The 17,578-nt window shown below is 61.3% G+C and carries 19 protein-coding genes and 1 pseudogene; 11 read left to right on the top strand and 9 right to left on the bottom strand.

Annotated elements, in window-relative coordinates; all coding sequences use genetic code 11:
* Positions 1-28: 28 nt before the first annotated feature.
* From ACIOYV_RS00375 to ACIOYV_RS00365, 3 genes are all read right to left on the bottom strand, one after another.
* A complete protein-coding gene (locus ACIOYV_RS00375; protein ID WP_401319846.1) occupies positions 29-520 on the bottom strand; it encodes a DUF2269 family protein in 492 nt (163 codons plus the stop codon).
* Between the two features lie 2 nt (positions 521-522).
* Entirely contained in the window at positions 523-1,650 is a 1,128-nt protein-coding gene (locus ACIOYV_RS00370; protein WP_401319843.1) for a saccharopine dehydrogenase family protein, read from the bottom strand.
* 506 nt (positions 1,651-2,156) lie between these two features.
* The gene (locus ACIOYV_RS00365) at positions 2,157-2,882 is read right to left on the bottom strand and encodes a tellurite resistance TerB family protein (RefSeq protein ID WP_163913873.1); all 726 of its coding nucleotides are present in this window, start codon (positions 2,880-2,882) and stop codon (positions 2,157-2,159) included.
* 177 nt (positions 2,883-3,059) lie between these two features.
* Here ACIOYV_RS00365 and ACIOYV_RS00360 point away from each other — a divergent pair, with 177 nt between their 5' ends.
* The 4 genes from ACIOYV_RS00360 to ACIOYV_RS00345 all read left to right on the top strand — a co-directional run bounded on the left by ACIOYV_RS00360 (position 3,060) and on the right by ACIOYV_RS00345 (position 5,477).
* A complete protein-coding gene (locus tag ACIOYV_RS00360) occupies positions 3,060-3,425 on the top strand; it encodes a VOC family protein (RefSeq protein ID WP_401319842.1) in 366 nt (121 codons plus the stop codon).
* Positions 3,426-3,743: 318 nt separating this feature from the next.
* Entirely contained in the window at positions 3,744-4,466 is a 723-nt protein-coding gene (pcsA, locus tag ACIOYV_RS00355; protein ID WP_054055209.1) for a phosphatidylcholine synthase, read from the top strand.
* 6 nt (positions 4,467-4,472) lie between these two features.
* The gene (locus tag ACIOYV_RS00350; protein WP_163913869.1) at positions 4,473-4,859 is read left to right on the top strand and encodes a DUF488 domain-containing protein; all 387 of its coding nucleotides are present in this window, start codon (positions 4,473-4,475) and stop codon (positions 4,857-4,859) included.
* Between the two features lie 159 nt (positions 4,860-5,018).
* On the top strand, positions 5,019-5,477 hold the full coding sequence (locus ACIOYV_RS00345; protein WP_401319840.1) for a GNAT family N-acetyltransferase: 459 nt from the start codon (positions 5,019-5,021) through the stop codon (positions 5,475-5,477).
* A gap of 37 nt (positions 5,478-5,514) precedes the next feature.
* Here ACIOYV_RS00345 and ACIOYV_RS00340 read toward each other — a convergent pair whose 3' ends face one another.
* Entirely contained in the window at positions 5,515-6,114 is a 600-nt protein-coding gene (locus ACIOYV_RS00340; RefSeq protein WP_401319838.1) for a SagB/ThcOx family dehydrogenase, read from the bottom strand.
* A gap of 159 nt (positions 6,115-6,273) precedes the next feature.
* Here ACIOYV_RS00340 and ACIOYV_RS00335 point away from each other — a divergent pair.
* Positions 6,274-6,705: pseudogene (locus ACIOYV_RS00335) on the top strand (GNAT family acetyltransferase); the annotation flags it as partial.
* Positions 6,706-7,032: 327 nt separating this feature from the next.
* Here the strand turns inward: ACIOYV_RS00335 and ACIOYV_RS00330 are convergent.
* Complete coding sequence (locus tag ACIOYV_RS00330; protein ID WP_401319836.1) at positions 7,033-7,845, bottom strand: class I SAM-dependent methyltransferase; 813 nt, start codon at positions 7,843-7,845, stop codon at positions 7,033-7,035.
* Between the two features lie 33 nt (positions 7,846-7,878).
* Positions 7,879-8,169: a DUF4242 domain-containing protein gene (locus tag ACIOYV_RS00325; protein ID WP_054614168.1), complete on the bottom strand. Its 291-nt coding sequence runs from the start codon at positions 8,167-8,169 to the stop codon at positions 7,879-7,881.
* Positions 8,170-8,349: 180 nt separating this feature from the next.
* On the opposite strand from ACIOYV_RS00325, the gene ACIOYV_RS00320 reads away from it, so the two are divergent.
* Positions 8,350-9,339, top strand: a complete 990-nt coding sequence (locus ACIOYV_RS00320) for an AraC family transcriptional regulator (protein ID WP_401319833.1) — start codon at positions 8,350-8,352, stop codon at positions 9,337-9,339.
* Positions 9,340-9,380: 41 nt separating this feature from the next.
* Entirely contained in the window at positions 9,381-9,839 is a 459-nt protein-coding gene (locus ACIOYV_RS00315; RefSeq protein ID WP_401319830.1) for a GNAT family N-acetyltransferase, read from the top strand.
* Between the two features lie 18 nt (positions 9,840-9,857).
* Here ACIOYV_RS00315 and ACIOYV_RS00310 read toward each other — a convergent pair whose 3' ends face one another.
* From ACIOYV_RS00310 to ACIOYV_RS00300, 3 genes are all read right to left on the bottom strand, one after another.
* Entirely contained in the window at positions 9,858-11,069 is a 1,212-nt protein-coding gene (locus ACIOYV_RS00310) for a cytochrome c biogenesis protein DipZ (protein ID WP_401319828.1), read from the bottom strand.
* 171 nt (positions 11,070-11,240) lie between these two features.
* A complete protein-coding gene (locus tag ACIOYV_RS00305; RefSeq protein ID WP_401319825.1) occupies positions 11,241-11,495 on the bottom strand; it encodes a hypothetical protein in 255 nt (84 codons plus the stop codon).
* Positions 11,496-11,534: 39 nt separating this feature from the next.
* On the bottom strand, positions 11,535-11,798 hold the full coding sequence (locus ACIOYV_RS00300; protein WP_401319822.1) for a DUF2790 domain-containing protein: 264 nt from the start codon (positions 11,796-11,798) through the stop codon (positions 11,535-11,537).
* 297 nt (positions 11,799-12,095) lie between these two features.
* On the opposite strand from ACIOYV_RS00300, the gene ACIOYV_RS00295 reads away from it, so the two are divergent.
* The 4 genes from ACIOYV_RS00295 (at position 12,096) to ACIOYV_RS00280 (ending at position 17,449) form a co-directional block, all read left to right on the top strand.
* Positions 12,096-12,836, top strand: coding sequence for a response regulator (locus ACIOYV_RS00295; protein ID WP_054055184.1), 741 nt, complete (start codon positions 12,096-12,098; stop codon positions 12,834-12,836).
* The gene (locus ACIOYV_RS00290; protein ID WP_401319819.1) at positions 12,833-14,137 is read left to right on the top strand and encodes an ATP-binding protein; all 1,305 of its coding nucleotides are present in this window, start codon (positions 12,833-12,835) and stop codon (positions 14,135-14,137) included. Before ACIOYV_RS00295 ends, ACIOYV_RS00290 begins: the two co-directional genes overlap by 4 nt.
* Positions 14,138-15,093: 956 nt before the next feature.
* Entirely contained in the window at positions 15,094-15,954 is an 861-nt protein-coding gene (locus ACIOYV_RS00285; RefSeq protein ID WP_163913857.1) for a CAP domain-containing protein, read from the top strand.
* 115 nt (positions 15,955-16,069) lie between these two features.
* A complete protein-coding gene (locus ACIOYV_RS00280) occupies positions 16,070-17,449 on the top strand; it encodes an MFS transporter (RefSeq protein WP_401319815.1) in 1,380 nt (459 codons plus the stop codon).
* Positions 17,450-17,578: the final 129 nt, after the last annotated feature.

The raw sequence follows: 17,578 nt of genomic DNA, 5'->3' as shown, positions 1-17,578 counted from the left end.
AGAACAGGAAAATTGATCTGTCACCCCACTACCCCAACATCGCCACCCACTGCCCTGGTGTCATGCGGGTGACCATGATCAGCACAATCACAAACATCCCGAGAAACCCCAGCACACCCATCCAGAACCACTTCCGGTAAACAACTGCATACTCGTCAGCCAGCCCCTGCCCCGTTTCCACCGCGCTCAACGCCAGCACCTGCAAACGCTTTTGCAGCACCAGTACCGGCAGCCACAGCGCCCCGGTGCAGAGGAAGATCACCAGCGCCGTCAGCACCCATTCGGTGGTCAGTGGCAGCCCGCTGAGCTTGACCAATCCATACCCGGTAAGGATTTGAATGAACCCGGCCAGCGTGGTGATCCAGGTGTCAAATCGCACGACCATCCGCGCCACGTGAGCGATCACCAGCGGATTGGCGGTGCGACTGGCGGCGATCAGATACAGGTAGGAGCCCATGCCGAAGCCGAACAGGAATATCGCGGCGATAACGTGGGCGTATTTGAGGCCGAGGTAGAGCATGTTCAGCCCTGCCCGTCAGAAAACATCACGGACATCTGCAAATTGTCCGGGTCGTTGATGGCGGTCATGTATTCGTCGACGCTGATTTCACCGACACAAGGCCGGGCACCGGGTTCGGGCACGTAACCCTGGAGCATCTTCGCCGCCAGGGCGACGGCGGCGCAGCTCGGGATCTGCGGGCCTTTGTCATTGAACGCGGTGAGTTGCACGGTCATCGACAGCGGCTTGTCATCCAGGCCAAGCCCATGGACATCGATGTACATCGCACTTTTGCCATCGCCAAAGCCTTCAAACCAGGTTCCCCAACGGTGCAACCGGGCGGCCCAGGTTGCGTAGTCGCGAACCAACCCTATGCGCAGGGCCTGAGCCAGCAGATAGTTGGCCACGCCACCGAGTTTGAGGCCCGAACCGGCCCGGAACCGCAGAGTGTGGGCGCCGTAGCGGCTGGCGAAGATGTCCATGTCGGGCACGTCAACATTGGCCAGCACCCGCGTGCCCATCTGCGGCATCTTGCGCAACGTCAGGTCCATCCAGCCGGGCACTTCGTGCACCTGACCATTCTTCAGTTGCTTGATCGGTTTGCCAGCGTAGGCCAGCACGCCGGCAATGGTGGACAGCCCCGGCATCTTTGCCGAGGAGGAAATGCCGTGTTCGATTGAATCAATGCGTCTGAACCGCGAGCGATGCTGATCAATGATGGCGGACGATAGCGTCGGCACCGAACTGCAACCGCTGAGCACCGCCACGCCCGCCCTTCTGGCCCGCTCATCCAGCACGGCGATGGCGTTGACGAAAGTGCGGCAGTCCGCCAGGTCGCAGTAATTCACCCCCGCGTCGATGCAGGCCTCGGCCACTGCATAGGATTGCCCCTGAAACGGGCCGCCGGTATGAACCACAAGTTGAACACCCAGGGAATCCAGAGCAGCCCTGAAACCGGCGCCCATGGCATCGCCGCACCAGCCTTCGCAGCGTCTGCCTGACAGGGTTATCAATGCCTCGACCTGCGCCGCCAACTTGCGAGAGTCACGCCCGGAGATCACCAGATCAATGCCCGGCATCACCGCCAAATGCCGGCAGACGATACTGCCGAAGTTCCCGTAGCCGCCGATCACCAATACCTTGAGTGTCATGTGTTGCTTCCCTGAATCATCTTTGCGACCGAGGCGCGATTCTAAGGGATTGAATGAACAGGCAGGGATGGTTTTCTCGGCAGACAGTGCGCGTCATCGTTCTTCGCGAGCAGGCTCGCTCCCACAGGGGATCGTCGTCGGACACAAAACCAGCATTCACTGCAGATCCCCTGTGGGAGCGAGCCTGCTCGCGAAGGCGGTGTGTCAGCCGACATCTGTATTGAATGTGCCGGCCTCTTCGCGGGCAAGCCCGGCTCCTACAGGGGATCGTTGTCGGACACAAAACCCGCATTCACTGCAGATCTACTGTGGGAGCGGGCTTGCTCGCGAAGGCGGTGTGTCAGCCGACATCTGTATTGAATGTGCCGGCCTCTTCGCGGGCAAGCCCGGCTCCCACAGGGGATCGTCGTCGGACACAAAACCCGCATTCACTGGAGATCCATTGTGGGAGCGAGCTTGCTCGCGAAGGCGGCCTGATAGTCAACGCATCACTCAAGACCGGACACCTAAGCCACCCCACCCTTGGCCTGCTGCTCCAGATGCACCTGCAACTGCGGATCAATATTCAGCGCAGCCGCCAGTTCATCCAGGTAATTGCGCTCGGCGTCTTGCTGATCGTCCACCACCATCACGCTGGCCAGGTACATTTCCGCAGCGATGGCCGGGTCGGTGGCGGACTTCGCCACGTCGGCGGGGTCCAGCGGGCGGGCGACTTCTTCGTCGAGCCATTGCTGCAATTGCGGGTCATCGGTGTGGCGGCCGATTTCGGTGCTGATCATCTGTTTCTCGCTGTCATCAATCCGGCCGTCAGCCTTGGCAGCGGCGATCAAGGCGCGCAGCACCGCGTGGCTGTGGTCTTCGACTTCCGGGCCGGACAGCAAATCCACGGTGCGAGGGGCTTGTTGCGGGGCCGAGGCCTGGTTGCGTTGCCAGGCTTGATAGGCCTGGAATGCCATCATCCCGAGGGAGGCCAGCGCCGCATAGTTGGTGCCGCCGGAAGATCGAGTCCGGGTCGAGCCGCCCAGCGCAGAGCCGCCGCCCAGCAAGCCACCGAGCAAACCACCCAACCCGCCACCGCCGGCACTGGAACCGGCGCCACCGCCCAACAGGCCGCCGAGCAATCCGCCGAGACCGCCCAAGCCTCCCTGCGATGGCGAAGCGCCGCCGCCCTGTTGCGTCATCGAGCCCTGCCCGGCCCGCAGAAGTTGTTCGAGCAAATCGCTAGTGTTCATGTCGACGTCCTCATCAATAGACGCTGTTCAAATAAGCTTGACGCAGTCAGGCAACAATAGTCCCCGCCGGCAATTGCGCCAGCACCGTTTGGCTGACGTGAACGGCTGCAACACGCTCCTGACAGAAACTGACAGTGCCTGCTTTTATGCTGCAACGACTTACCACGGAGCAGTCCCATGATCACGCCTCGCTATCTGTTGCTTTTCGTCGAAAATCCCGCCGTCAGCGCCCGGTTCTATGAATTCCTGCTGGGACTGAAACCGGTGGAAGAAACCCCGACTTTCGCCCTGTTCGTGCTGGAGGACGGCTATAAACTGGGCCTCTGGTCGCGGCACACCGCTGAACCGGCGGCGGGAATGACCGGCGGTGGCATGGAGCTGGCGTTTCCGGTGGAGTCCGCCGAACAGGTCGACGCGCTGTTCAACCAATGGTCGAGCCTGGGCTTGAGCATTCTGCAAACACCCACTGAACTGGATTTCGGCCGCACGTTCGTTGCGCTTGACCCGGATGAGCATCGGCTGCGAGTGTTCTTCCCCCGCTGAGCAATTCCTGGCACTGCACATCCCCTGTGGGAGCGAGCTTGCTCGCGATAGCGCACTGACAGGCAGTACACGTGTTGAATGCACGACCGTCATCGCGAGCAAGCTCGCTGCCACAAGGATTCGGGCGCCTGAAGACCTGAATACAGTCATCAGCCATGCAAATTTCTCCGAAGTAATTTCTTACGGGACAGCTAAGATTCATAGATGGTGAACCTTAACCCCGGTTTCCCGGTCGATACCTGCAACCCGACCCGGTTTGCCGACGCCCCCAATAGAAGGGTGCTGACTGGCCTGCTTCACATTTTGGAGAACGCTCCCGTGATATCGACCCTACACATCGCCAGGCTCAAAGCATGGGGCGCCCATGGTTTTACTGCCACTGGCGTGGTCACTGCCTTCCTGGCCACCCTCGCGCTGCTGGAGAATCAGGCCACTCATTGCTTACTGTGGCTGGGCGTGGCCCTGATCGTCGATGGCCTGGACGGTGCACTGGCGCGCAAGGTCAATGTGCAATCGGTGCTGCCGAGTTTCGACGGCTCGATCCTCGATCTGGTCATCGATTACCTGACCTACGTGTTCATCCCGGCGCTGTTCATCTACCGCTACATTCCGTTGCCGGACTACACGCTGCTGCTGACCGTGTCGCTGATCCTGGTCTCGTCGCTGTTCTGCTTCTGCAACGTCAACATGAAAAGCAAGGACAACTACTTTCAGGGTTTCCCCGCTGCCTGGAACGTCGTCGCGCTGTGCCTGTACATCATTAGCCCGTCGCCGTGGATCACACTGCTGACCGTGATCGGCCTGGCCCTGCTGACCGTGACCCGGATGAAATTCCTTCACCCGTTCCGCGTACGCAAGTTCATGCCTATCAATATTGCTGTGACCGCCATCTGGCTGCTGTGCAGCTTGTCGCTGGTGGTCAACCACCCGGTGATCAACCCGATGGTGATGGGGCTTTGGCTGCTGATGTCGGCGTACTTCCTGGGCATCTGCATCTGGCGCACGGCGATGGAATGGTTTGACGGCTCGCGACACAAGTAAACCGGCATGGCCATCCACATCGTGCGGTTGGGCTCACCGCGAGGGCCCGACGAAGGCCTGCGTTTGGGCACGGTGCGCCGCCCGCCTCGGGGCGTACCGAAAGCCGAGTTCGCCAGCCGTGATTTTTATGATGTCTGGCAGCCGCTACTGTCCCCCAGCCCGGAACTGGTCGCCGAGGCGAAAGCGGCTGAAGATGCCAAGGCCTGGGACGCGTTCAAGCGCAAATTCAAGGCTGAAATGAATCACCCTGCGCCAAGCCAACTGCTGGATTTGTTGGCGGCGTTGTCGCACCAAACGTCACTGGCGGTGGGGTGTTATTGCGAGGATGAGGCGCATTGTCACCGCTCGGTTTTGCGTGAGTTGCTGCAAGCGCGCGGCGCCGAGATAATCTAACTCCCTGACACCCCAAATCCCCTGTGGGAGCAAGCTTGCTCGCGAAGACGGTGTGTCAGCCAACATCAATCTCGACTGAACCACCGCATTCGCGAGCAAGCCCGCTCCCACATTTGATTGCGCCAGACCGGGAGATTCGCCACAAAGGAATGTAGCCAAATGAACACCGAGATCCGCCCCGCCAACCCGCAAGACGCAGCCGCCATAAGCCAGGTCATCATCCAGTCCCTGCGCCAATCCAATGCCCAAGACTATTCGGCCGAGATCATTGCTCAGGTAGAAACAAGCTTCTCTACCGAATCCATCCTTCTCTTGCTGAGCCAACGCCAAGTCTTCGTGGCGACCCTTGACCATCAAGTTGTGGCCACCGCCAGCCTCGATCACGACATCATTCGCAGCGTGTTCGTCGCCCCCGATCATCAAGGAAGCGGAATCGGCCGACAGTTGATGACAACCCTGCAATCCATCGCCAACGACGCCAACATCAAAATCCTGCGCGTGCCCTCTTCCATCACCGCTGAAGGTTTTTACCTGAAGTTGGGTTTTCAAAAAATCCGCGATGAGTTCCACGGTGTCGAACGCACGATCATCATGGCGCAGCGTTTGAGCCCGGACTGAATTTAGAAGTACACCGCAGAACAACTCCGGGAGCCGATCAGTCTGCCGACCGGCCCACGCAAAAAAGCGCCACCGGGTGACTGGATTCATCCAGTTCCAGCGCACTTTTCATCGCGGCATCGTCGAACCCCATCACCACCACTGATCCCAGCCCCTCGGCCGTCACCGCCAGGTACATGTTCTGCGCGACCGCGCCCGCTTCAAAATCGATATAACGCGCGCCCCGCAGTCCATCGGTTTGTTGTTCAGCAAAATGCTGGAGTGCCAATTCCCGGTTGCCGATAATCGCCACCACGACAGCGACGTCCTCCAGCCAGGTTTCGTCGCCCAGTGCGGCGTCGTTCAGGACTCCGGCCTCAAGGCCCGGACCCGACAGCTTGAGCTGTGCCGACTCGGGTTCGAATGCGTAGAAGCCCGGTTGCAAACCTTCAACCCGACGAACAATGACGCCCAGCGTTAGCGGATACAGAGCATGGGCCGAGGGCGCGGCACGTTTTCCCTCTGCAGAGGTGCGGCCCTGTCCGGCAGACAGGATGTTAAGCAAGGCGCTCAATGGGACCGCTTCGTCGGTGTAGCGCCGAACGCTGCGTCGGCGGGCAAGCAGGTTCTGCAGCGTTGTTGCGGTTGGAGCGTCCATTGCGGCTGCGTCCTGATTTTTCAGAACTTCGATTAAAGCAGTTCATCCGGTATGTAGCTGTTGTTGAGCCAGATTTATTTCGCCGAGTGGTCGGGTGGACAGAACACCTCCCATGACGATAGCGTCGGCCCCCTCACAGTGAAAGGATTCGCCATGTTCCCGATTGTTGATTACACCCATGAACACCATCGCGCCTCGGTTATCGAACTCTGGGAAACCGCGTTCGGCTACGAGACCGCGCACAACACCCCAAGCCTGGTGATCGACAAGAAACGGGCTGTCGCTGATGGGTTGTTTTTTGTGGCGCTGGATGGAGAGGTGGTCGTGGGCACGGTGATGGCGGGATACGACGGCCATCGCGGCTGGCTTTACTCGGTGGCTGTGCATCCGGCGCAACGCCGGCAAGGCCTGGGCGCCAGACTGGTTCGCCATGCCGAACAGGCCCTGACGGCTCACGGCTGCATGAAAATCAATCTGCAGATCGTCAGCACCAATGAGCAAGTGAAGAGCTTTTATGAGTCGCTGGGTTATGGGGTAGAGCCGCGAATTAGCATGGGGAAGAAGTTGGAAGCCAACATCCCCAGCGCCTGAGAGTCCGCCATCGCGAGCAAGCCCGCTCCCACAGGGGATTGGTGTGTTGCACAAAAATCCGCAGCTAACGCAGACCAAATGTGGGAGCGAGCCTGCTCGCGAAGGCGGTGTGTCAGCCAACATCAATACCGGCTGAACCGGCGCTTTCGCGAGCAAGCTCGCTCCCACAGGGGATTGGTATGTTGCACAAAAATCTGCGGCTGGCCCCGGACCAAATGTGGGAGCGAGCTTGCTCGCGATGGCGGTGTGTCAGCCAACATCAATATCGACTGAACCGGCGCTTTCGCGAGCAGGCTCGCTCCCACAGGGGGATTGTGTTGCCAGTCTTCAACGCCGGGTGATGACCACTTCCAGGTACTCACTCGGTACCACCAGCGACCCTTCCCCTGCCCGGTTCATCCTGTTCAGCAGTGCGGTGAAGTCCTTTTCCAGTGCTGCGGCGCCGTCCGCCGGCAGTGCCGCGAAGGCTTTGTGCACCGGTCCGTACCAGCTGCGGAAGGTGTCGATGAAGTGCGCGGCCGAGCGATACCGGAAGTTGAAGGTGCGGCGCGTGACCTGGGTCTGGAAGTCGTGTTCGTCGAAGTGCGTGTGCAACCAGGCCTCATTGCCCCAGTTCGACGGCGGTTGTGCGCCGGGTGGTGGCGGCAGGTGTTGGCCGAGGGTCTTGAACATCTGGCCGACAAAGCCTTCCGGCGTCCAGTTGGCAAGGCCGATGCGGCCGCCGGGGCGGACCACCCGCGCCAGTTCCGAAGCGGCCTTGGCCTGATCCGGCGCGAACATCACGCCGAAGGTCGAGAGCACCGCGTCGTAACTGGCGTCGTCAAACGGTAGCGCTTCGGCGTCGGCCACCTGGAAAATCACCTCCAGCCGCTCGGCCCGTGCGCGGTCTTCACCGCGTTCGAGCAGCGCTGCCACATAGTCGGTGGAAGTGACTTTGCAGCCGCGACGGGCAGCGGCCAGCGTGACATTGCCATTGCCGGCGGCGACGTCCAGCACCAGTTCGTCGCAACGCAGGTCGCAGGCTTCGGCCAGCTCCTCGCCGACGATCTGCAACGTGGTGCCGATCACGGCGTAGTCGCCACTGGCCCATGCGGCCATCTGACGGTTTTTCAGGGCAGTAAGATCAATGGGTGTACTCATGAGGTGTGGCTCCCTCGCGGGTTTGAACAGAAATCAGGCTCTGACGGACGACTCTTCCGCCGTGGTGGGATCAATGATGCCTCTGACCTGCGACACGCTGTTCGCCGGGAAACCGCCCTGCCTGGCATGTTCCCGGATGAGCTCTTCGTTCGGCGCGATGTACACGCAGTAGATCTTGTCGCCGGTGACGTAACTCTGCAGCCATTGCACCTCGGGGCCCAACTCGCGCAATACACGGCAGGACTTCTGCGAAATGGCTTTCAGATCCCGATCCGACAGTGCTCCGGCGCCTGGGATTTCTCGCTCTATGACGAACTTCGGCATGGCAACCTCTCTTCTTCTTATCAGTACAAGGCCGGCAGTGACCCTGTGGTTCAACTATCGCGCCAGCGCGGGCCTGCGTCCTGCCCGATCGTCGGCCAACACTGTCCGATCGTCCGGAGGTTTCACGCCGCGCGACAACCGGCTCACAATCAGACTACTCGCCCAAAATGAGCAATCACCATGGACGCCCTCTCCCAAACCCTGCGTGTCGTGCGCCTGATCGGCGCGATTTTCATCAATGCCCGGTTCACCGCGCCCTGGTGTTATCAGTCGCCCAGCGCCGACTCGGCCGCGCCGTTTCTTGAGCCGGGCGCCGAGCGGGTGGTGATCTTTCACCTGGTCACCGAAGGCGAGTGTTACGTCGAACTCGGCGATGATCCGCCGCTGCTGCTGAATGCCGGTGATGTGGTGGTGTTCCCCCAGGGCGATGCGCATCGCATGTGCTCTGAACCCGGACTTAAACCCGCCACCGGCGCGCGTCTGGACGTGGTGCTGGCGCGACGTCCACGGCAGCTGAGTTATGGCGGAGGCGGAGCCGTCACGCGGCTGGTGTGCGGTTATCTGGCGTGCGATACGCGGCTGGCGGGGATGCTGCTGACCGGGTTGCCGCCAGTGATCCGGGTCAATGTGCGCGGCTCGAATACCGGTATGTGGCTGGAATCTTCGGTGCGCTACGCACTGGCCGAGGCGCGCTCGCCACGGCCGGGCGGCGAAGGCGTGCTGGCGAAACTGGCCGAGGTGCTGTTCATCGAAGTGCTGCGCCTGTACATGAACGAACACGGCGAAGGTCGCACCGGTTGGCTGGCAGGCGTCAGCGACCGGATTGTCGGTGCCGCGCTGAATGCGCTGCACACCAAGCCCAGTCATTGCTGGACCCTGGAAGAACTGGCGCGCACCGCCAGTACTTCAAGGTCGGTGTTGGCAGAGCGCTTCCAGCAATTGGTCGGCAGTTCGCCAATGCAGTACCTGACCCAATGGCGGATGTTGCTGGCAGCCAATCTGTTACGCCGCAGCAACACTTCATTGGCGCGGATTGCCGAGGAAGTCGGTTACCAAACCGATACCGCGTTCAGCCGCGCATTTCGTCGTGAGTTCGGTGCGCCGCCAGCGGCGTGGCGACGCGGGCAAGCCGCCACAGAAAGCAAATCGGGGATTGCCTGCGCGCCCTGAAATCGGCTTTTATGTCCGCCCACCGTTGAAAGGAATCGGACATGCCCCGCCTGGACTGGCTCGCCCATCACCCGCAGCACAGCGACACCTTCGCCGCGTGGATTCATCGGCAATTCCACTACGAATACGCCGAGCAACTGCTGGCCGACTGGCAACGGGAGTTCGCGGTCGGCCAAACCAATGACGACTGGAAATGCCTGATTGCGCTGGATGGCGATCACCTGTTGGGCGGCGCAGCGCTGGCCAGGTCTGATCTGGCGCATCGACCGGACCTCGGCCCTTGGCTGGCGTGTGTGTTCGTCAGCCCCGAAGCGCGGGGCAAGGGCTTGGCGGAACAGTTGATCGAGGGGATTTGCGATCACGCCAAAGCCAATGGTGTGGCGCGAATCTACCTGCATACCCAGGACAAGCGCGACTACTACGCCAAGCGTGGCTGGACGCTGCTGGAAAGTTTTCGGGCGTGGCACAAAGAACAATGGCTCATGGTGCGAGACCTGTGAGCCATTGATGTCGAGGGGTCAGGCCGCGGGGGCTTTGGCCTCTTGCAGCAACTGCTGGATCATCTGTTCCTGGGTGTCGTAGCGACCTTCACCAAAGTGGGTGTAACGCACCTGCCCCTTGGCGTCGATCAGGTAGTGCGCTGGCCAGTATTGGTTGTCGAAGTTGCGCCAGATCGCGTAGTTGTTGTCGATGGCCACCGGGTAGGTGATGCCGAGTTTTTTCACCTGATCCTTGACGTTGTCGATGATGCGTTCGAAGCCGTATTCAGGGGTGTGGACGCCGATTACCACCAGGCCGTCCTTCTCGTATTTCTTCGCCCAGTCCTTCACGTACGGCAAGGTGTGCTGGCAGTTGATGCAGTCGTAGGTCCAGAAGTCGACCAGCACCACTTTGCCTTTCAGGGACTCGTTGGTCAGGGCCGGCGAGTTCAGCCATTCCACCGCGCCGTTGAGCGAAGGCATCGGGCCTTCGGCGTTGTCCATGGACGTGTCGGCCTTGACCTTGCTGACGAAGTAATCGACCACTTTCGGCACGGTTTCCAACACGCCTTTCTCAAGGGTGCTGACGCCTTCCGACGAGGTGCCGGCCAGCAGAGTTTTGTCGGCGCCGGTGGAAATCACTGCCGCCGCACCCAGCACTGCCACACCGGCAACCCGACGCAGCCAACCGGTGACCGGGATCGACGCTTTCAGGCGATTGACCAAGCCGCGACCGGCGAAGATCAAGGTACCCAGCGACAACGCACTGCCCAAACCGTAGGCCACCAGCAGCAGGCTGGTTTGCGCGTTGGCGCCTTGCAGCATGGCGCCGGTGAGGATCACGCCGAGGATCGGCCCGGCGCACGGTGCCCAGAGCAAACCGGTAGCGACGCCGGTCATGAGCGAACTCAACGGGCCGGACATTTTGCGGGTGTTGGGGTCGAGGCGATTGCCCAGCAGCACGAATGGACGCGCCAGCCAGCCGCCGACACGGGCGGAGATCAGCGACAGGGCGAACAGCGCCATGACGATCAGCGCCACATGCCGACCGGTGTTGTTGGCCTGGACCACCCATTCGCTGCTGACCACGGCCAGGCTGGAGATCAGGGCGAAGGTCAGGACCATGCCGCCGAGGGTGAGCAGGATCGAAGAGCGGGTGCGCTCGACGCCGGCGAACAGGAACGGCACGACCGGGAGGATGCAGGGGCTGAGGACGGTCAAAATACCGCCGAGGAATGCGATGAGGAACATGGGATCACCTTGGAAAAATTGGATTGGGCGGCCACCACACATCCCCTGTGGGAGCGAGCCTGCTCGCGAAGAGGCCGGCACATCCGGCATCAATGTCAGCTGACACTCCGCCTTCGCGAGCAGGCTCGCTCCCACAGGGGACATGGGTGTACAAAAAATCGCGGCCTGGCATCAGGCCGTCTGGTTATCCAGCAACTGCCCTTGTGGCGTCCGGTCAGAGCCGTTCTCCGCCACCATCTGCCCCTGCGGCGTGCGGCTGTAACCATCCTCGGCCAGGAACGCGTTGCTGTCCTTGTGCGCCACCGGCGTCAGTTGGAAGCACGTGGCACTGCCACAGCTATCCTGTTCAACCGCAGCGTTGGCATGCGCAGCCGCGCCGGCAACGGAGAAGGCAATGGCGGTCAAATAGCGAGTCACGTTGATCATGGTGTTCTTCCTGTTTCAAATGGGGATCGGGAGAAAGGCTCAGTTGCCTTCGTGGCAGTCATCGGAAAACTTGCTGTAGTCCAGGGCCTGGGTTTTGCCCTGGGAGTCCAGGTAAGTCAGCCGGGCATTCACAATCCCGCAGGAAGGGCCAGCGTCCTGTGTCAGCGACACGACTTTCTGGATGTCCAAATGCGTGCCGTAGGTGTAGGTTTTCGGGGTGACATCGGCTTCAGCACGGGCCGACAACGTGCAGATGTTCAGGGCGGCAAACAGGCAAGCGGCGTAGACGGCTTTGGTGTTCATGGTGGTTCCCTCAAGGCTTCAATGATTGGTTGGGCCGAGGCGGGTTGGTTTGCCTCGATGGAACCCATTAGAAGCTCGGGAGGTATCCCGTCTGTGTCGGGAAAAGGCCTGAGTAAATCGTTACGTATCAAAGCCGCCGCCCGATACACAGCGATACAAATCCCCGGAAATTTCACGTTTTTGCGTCTGCGTGTATCCGTCGATACGCCAGATACACTGGAATACAAAGGGCGGCAGGCGAACGGGCAAAGGCTCGATAGACTGCGCAACATTCCCTATAGATAGAGGCTTGGCCCCATGGAACACGTCGATCACATTCTCATCGTGGACGATGACCGCGAGATTCGAGAGCTGGTAGGCAACTACTTGAAGAAGAATGGCCTGCGCACCACGGTCGTGGCGGATGGGCGGCAGATGCGCTCGTTCCTGGAGTCGACGCCGGTGGACCTGATCGTGCTCGACATCATGATGCCCGGCGACGATGGGCTGATGCTCTGCCGCGAGTTACGCGCCGGTAAACACAAAGCCACGCCAGTGCTGATGCTCACCGCACGCAACGACGAAACCGACCGCATCATCGGCCTGGAAATGGGCGCCGACGATTACCTGGTCAAACCGTTCGCCGCCCGTGAATTGCTGGCGCGAATCAACGCCGTGCTGCGCCGTACCCGCATGCTGCCGCCGAACCTGGTGGTCACCGAAAGCGGTCGGCTGCTGGCCTTCGGGCGCTGGCGCCTGGACACGTCGGCCCGGCACCTGCTCGACAGCGACGGCACCATGGTCGCCCTGAGTGGCGCGGAATACCGCTTGCTGCGGGTGTTTCTCGATCATCCGCAACGGGTGCTCAACCGCGATCAGTTGCTGAACCTGACCCAGGGTCGCGATGCCGATTTGTTCGACCGTTCCATCGATTTGCTGGTGAGCCGCTTGCGCCAACGCTTGCTCGACGATGCGCGCGAGCCGGCCTATATCAAGACCGTGCGCAGCGAAGGTTATGTGTTTTCCCTGCCGGTGGAAGTGATCGGGGCGTCGTCATGAACCTCTCGATGCGTTGGCCGCGCACCCTGGCGTCACGGCTGTCGCTGATCTTTCTGGTTGGCCTGATTCTCGCCCAGGCACTGTCCTTCGGCGCTCAGTACTACGAGCGTTACGAAAGTTCGAAAAACACCATGCTCGGCAATCTGGAAACCGACGTCTCGACGTCGATTGCCATTCTTGACCGCTTGCCGGCGGAAGAACGTGCGGGTTGGCTGAAACAGCTGGAACGACGCAATTATCGCTATCTGCTGGACGAAGGTTCACCGGGCACGGCCATGCGTGATACGCCGATCGCCGTGACCTCGATCAAAGACGCCATTGGCATGGATTATCCGATGACCGTGACCGATATCCCCGGGCCGCAGAAACACTTTCAGGTGCACCTGAAACTGGCGGACGGCAGCCCGGTGACCATCGATGTGCGGCCGGCGATGGTGCCGTTGTCGCCGTGGTTGCCGATCGTACTGTTGGGCCAATTGGCGCTGATGCTCGCCTGCACCTGGCTGGCCGTGCGCATCGCCATCCGTCCCCTCACCCGCCTCGCCGTGGCCGTGGAAACCCTCGACCCCAACACCCACGCGGTGCTGCTGGACGAAAAAGGCCCGACCGAAGTCGCCCATGCCGCCATGGCGTTCAATGCCATGCAGGCGCGGATCGCGGCGTATCTCAAGGAACGCATGCAACTACTGGCGGCGATTTCCCATGACCTGCAAACCCCGATCACGCGCATGAAACTGCGGGCGGAATTCATGGACGATTCCAGCGAGAAAGACAAACTGTGGAATGACCTCGGCGAGATGGAGCATCTGGTGCGCGAAGGCGTGGCGTATGCCCGCAGCGTGCATGGCGCGACCGAAGAGAGCCGGCGTACGGATGTGGATTCGTTTCTCGACAGCCTGGTGTTCGACTATCAGGACATGGGCAAAGACGTGCAATTGAGTGGCAAGACCTCAGCCGTGATCGACACCCGCCCTCACGCGTTGCGCCGGGTGCTGGTGAACTTGACGGACAACGCCCTGAAATTCGCCGGGGCTGCGGAGTTGCAGGTGGCAAAAAAGGTCGATGGCAGCTTGTCGGTGAAAGTCATGGACCGTGGGCCGGGGATTGCCGAGGACGAACTGGCGCAGGTGATGGAGCCGTTCTACCGCGTGGAAAACTCACGCAACCGCAGCACTGGCGGCACCGGGTTAGGGTTGGCCATTGCCCAGCAACTGGCCCTGGCGATTGGCGGCTCACTGACCCTGAGCAACCGAGAAGGCGGCGGCTTGTGCGCAGAACTGCGGTTGCCCGCAAGCAAATAAACCCCGCAGCTCCCCTGTGGGAGCCGAGCTTGCTCGCAATGAGGCCAGCACATTCAAAATGGAGGTCGACTGACACACCGCCTTCGCGAGCAGGCTCGCTCCCACAGGGAATCTGCAGCGGGCACAACACTACTGATCGACCCCGATCAACTGTAGGAGCAAGGCTTGCTCGCGAAGAGGCCAGCACATCCAAAATGGATGCCGGCTGACACTCCGCTATCGCGAGCAAGCTCGCTCCCACAAGGGATCTGCGGCATGCACAACATTCCTGATCGACACTCACCCCTGTAGGAGCGAGGCTTGCCCGCGAAGAGGCCGGCACATCCAAAATGCATGTCGACTGACACACCGCCTTCGCGAGCAAGCCCGCTCCCACAAGGAATCTGCGGCAGGCACAACATTCCTGATCGACACTCACCCCTGTAGGAGCGAGGCTTGCCCGCGAAGAGGCCGGCACATTCAAAATGGATGTCGACTGACACACCGCCTTCGCGAGCAAGCCCGCTCCCACAGGGGATCTGCGGCAGACACAACATTCCTGATCGACACTCACCCCTGTAGGAGCGAGGCTTGCCCGCGAAGAGGCCAGCACATTCAAAATGGATGTCGGCTGACACTCCGTCTTCGCGAGCAAGCCCGCTCCCACAGGAGATCTGCGGCAGGCACAACATTCCTGATCGACACTCACCCCTGTAGGAGCGAGGCTTGCCCGCGAAGAGGCCGGCACATCCAAAATGCATGTCAACTGACACTCCGCTATCGCGTTCAAGCCCGCTCCCACAGGGGATCTGCGGCGGTCCAGCCACACCCAAAATTTGCCTTCCCCTCCCATGAACCAGATTTGAAAACCGCAGTCTTAGACCTGCCCTGAAATGCGCTCGTCCGCCCAACGACTAGCGCTCTCTCGGCCCCATGGTCGTCAGTACCGTCGTCATCTCATCAGAGCCGTTCGCCTCATGCGCCAGATCGCCTTGTCTTTTCGCGTTGTTTCGCTCTGTCTTGTTCCGTTATTTCCCCTGTTCGCCACGCCCGCCCACGCCAGTGAGGAACGACAACTGGTGTCGGAGATCAACAATTACCGCGCCCACCCTCGGGGCTGTTCGACACGTCCGGTCCAGGGCTTGAAGCCCTTGGTGCTGAAGTCGAACCTCGCGCTGCCGCTCGGTTATGGCGGTGCCTTGCGCGAGGGTTTGAAGCAGAACGGTTATCAAGCGGTGACCGTGCGCACGATCCGCCTGGTCGGCGCGCGGGATGCCGAGGACGCCTTCGATGAGTTGCAGGACAACTACTGCGGCGCGCTGCTCGATGCGCAGTACGCCGACATCGGCATCAGTCGCGCCCGCAGCGAATGGCAAATCGTGCTGGCGCGGCCGGTGCTCGACAATCAGGTCAGCGATGTCCGATCAGCCAGCAAAACGTTGCTGGCCGAAGTCAACGCAGCACGGGCAAAGTCGCGGATGTGTGGCGGCCGACGCTTCGCCGCCGCCCGGCCATTGAGCTGGAACGCCGCGTTGGGCGCCGCCGCGCAAGGTCACAGCAAAGACATGGCCTACGGCAACTACTTCGCGCATCAGGACCCCGACGGTGAAATGCCGGCGGACCGCGCCAGGGCTGCGGGTTTCCGTGGTCGGCAGATCGGCGAAAACATCGCCGCTGGCCAGAGTTCACCGAGCAAGGCGATGGCCGGATGGCTCGCCAGCCCCGGGCACTGCGCCAACCTGATGAACCCGATGTTCACCCAGGTCGGCGCAGCCTTCGCCACCGATGCACGCAGCGACGAGGGCGTGTACTGGACGATGCTGTTCGGCGCGAAGTAAGTCAGGCTCGCGAACCGTCCACGGATTTAGGTAGAGTGAGGTCCTTGCGCAACGCCTGCACACGGGGAATCAGCATGATCCGTCTTTCACTCCTTGCCTTGGGCGGTCGCGCCGTATGACTCAGCCTGCCTCGCAGCTCCCGACCGCCGCCCCCGGCAAACTCACCTCCCGCGAGTTGCGCGGGCTGGTGGCGATTCTGGTGTCGATTGCCCTGGCGGTACTCGACACCGCCATCGCCAACACCGCGCTCCCGACTATTGCCGCAGACCTCAACGCCTCCCCCGCCGCCTCCGTGTGGATCATCAACGCCTACCAACTGGCGGCCGTGGCCACATTACTGCCGTTCGCCGCGCTGGGCGGTATCATCGGGCACCGCAAAGTATTCCTCAGCGGCATCATCCTGTTCGTGGTGGCGTCGGGGTTGTGTGCGCTCGCGTGGTCGCTGCCGACCCTGACCGTTGCCCGCGTGCTCCAGGGCGTCGGGGCCAGTGCGATCATGAGCGTGAACGCCGCACTGATCGGTTTGATCTTCCCGCCGGAACGCATGGGCCGAGGCCTGGGGTTGAACGCGCTGGTGGTCGGCACCTGCTTCGCCGCCGGCCCGACCATCGCATCACTGGTGTTGTCGGTGGCCAATTGGCCCTGGCTGTTTGCGATCAACCTGCCCCTTGGGTTGTTTGCCCTGAGCTTCGCCTGGAGTTCCTTGCCGACCAGCCAGCCCAAAGCCGTGGTGTTTGACCGGCTGACCGCTGTGCTCAATGTCATCACTTTCGGTGCATTGATTTTCGCGTTGAGCCAAGCCGCGCAACTGGGTTCAATGAGTAGCGTGGTGATCGCCCTGGCAGTGTTCCTGGTCGCCGGGGCGTTGATGTTGCGCCGCGAAGCCGGGCATCCAGCACCGATGTTTCCGCTGGATTTGCTCAAGCGCCCGATGTTTGCCCTGTCGACGCTGACAGCGTTCTGTTCTTTCGCGACTCAAGGGTTGGCGTTCGTCTCGTTGCCCTTCTTCTTCGAAACCACCCTGGGCCGCGATCCGATTCAGACCGGTTTTCTGATGACCCCATGGTCCATCGTCGTGGCGCTGATCGCACCGATGGCCGGGCGTTTGTCCGATACCTATCCGCCGGGCCTGCTTGGTGGTATCGGCCTGGCGATTCTCAGTGCAGGGATGGTGTCCCTGGCGATCATGCCGGCAGATCTCAGTGCTACCGGGATCGTGATTCGGATGATCATCTGCGGGATTGGGTTCGGCTTCTTCCAGGCCCCGAACCAGAAAGCCCTGATGACCAGCGCCCCACGCGAACGCAGCAGCGGCGCCAGCGGCACCATCGCCATGGCCCGGCTGATCGGCCAGGCGACCGGCGCTGCGTTGGTCGCGTTGAGTTTCGGGATGTCGGGCACCCATGGCCCGGTGCTGGCGCTGAGCATTGGTGCGGGATTTGCGGCGGTGGGGAGTGTGGCGAGTGCGTTGCGGTTGGTGGCGCCCAAGGCATAACACCGACCTGTGGCGAGGGAGCTTTTGTGGCGAGGGGGTTCACCCCCGTTGGACTGCGTAGCAGTCCCCTTAAAAGCGGGGGACGCTTCGCGACCCAACGGGGGTAAACCCCCTCACCACAAAAGCCCC

It is taken from the genome of Pseudomonas sp. NPDC087342 (assembly GCF_044744265.1).
In the GTDB taxonomy this organism is placed as follows: Bacteria; Pseudomonadota; Gammaproteobacteria; order Pseudomonadales; family Pseudomonadaceae; genus Aquipseudomonas; species Aquipseudomonas nunensis.
This window is presented reverse-complemented; position numbering and strand designations above follow the sequence as displayed.

Bases quoted from the DNA above. Each gene is read 5' to 3' on its own strand.
- ACIOYV_RS00330 (WP_401319836.1), bottom strand. From the start codon at position 7,845: ATGAGTACACCCATTGATCTTACTGCCCTGAAAAACCGTCAGATGGCC.
- ACIOYV_RS00310 (WP_401319828.1), bottom strand. From the start codon at position 11,069: ATGTTCCTCATCGCATTCCTCGGCGGTATTTTGACCGTCCTCAGCCCC.
- ACIOYV_RS00360 (WP_401319842.1), top strand. From the start codon at position 3,060: ATGATCACGCCTCGCTATCTGTTGCTTTTCGTCGAAAATCCCGCCGTC.
- ACIOYV_RS00350 (WP_163913869.1), top strand. From the start codon at position 4,473: ATGGCCATCCACATCGTGCGGTTGGGCTCACCGCGAGGGCCCGACGAA.
- ACIOYV_RS00340 (WP_401319838.1), bottom strand. From the start codon at position 6,114: ATGGACGCTCCAACCGCAACAACGCTGCAGAACCTGCTTGCCCGCCGA.
- ACIOYV_RS00315 (WP_401319830.1), top strand. From the start codon at position 9,381: ATGCCCCGCCTGGACTGGCTCGCCCATCACCCGCAGCACAGCGACACC.
- ACIOYV_RS00300 (WP_401319822.1), bottom strand. From the start codon at position 11,798: ATGAACACCAAAGCCGTCTACGCCGCTTGCCTGTTTGCCGCCCTGAAC.
- ACIOYV_RS00325 (WP_054614168.1), bottom strand. From the start codon at position 8,169: ATGCCGAAGTTCGTCATAGAGCGAGAAATCCCAGGCGCCGGAGCACTG.
- ACIOYV_RS00290 (WP_401319819.1), top strand. From the start codon at position 12,833: ATGAACCTCTCGATGCGTTGGCCGCGCACCCTGGCGTCACGGCTGTCG.
- ACIOYV_RS00365 (WP_163913873.1), bottom strand. From the start codon at position 2,882: ATGAACACTAGCGATTTGCTCGAACAACTTCTGCGGGCCGGGCAGGGC.
- ACIOYV_RS00375 (WP_401319846.1), bottom strand. From the start codon at position 520: ATGCTCTACCTCGGCCTCAAATACGCCCACGTTATCGCCGCGATATTC.
- ACIOYV_RS00305 (WP_401319825.1), bottom strand. From the start codon at position 11,495: ATGATCAACGTGACTCGCTATTTGACCGCCATTGCCTTCTCCGTTGCC.
- ACIOYV_RS00295 (WP_054055184.1), top strand. From the start codon at position 12,096: ATGGAACACGTCGATCACATTCTCATCGTGGACGATGACCGCGAGATT.
- ACIOYV_RS00285 (WP_163913857.1), top strand. From the start codon at position 15,094: ATGCGCCAGATCGCCTTGTCTTTTCGCGTTGTTTCGCTCTGTCTTGTT.
- ACIOYV_RS00280 (WP_401319815.1), top strand. From the start codon at position 16,070: ATGACTCAGCCTGCCTCGCAGCTCCCGACCGCCGCCCCCGGCAAACTC.
- ACIOYV_RS00320 (WP_401319833.1), top strand. From the start codon at position 8,350: ATGGACGCCCTCTCCCAAACCCTGCGTGTCGTGCGCCTGATCGGCGCG.
- ACIOYV_RS00345 (WP_401319840.1), top strand. From the start codon at position 5,019: ATGAACACCGAGATCCGCCCCGCCAACCCGCAAGACGCAGCCGCCATA.
- ACIOYV_RS00370 (WP_401319843.1), bottom strand. From the start codon at position 1,650: ATGACACTCAAGGTATTGGTGATCGGCGGCTACGGGAACTTCGGCAGT.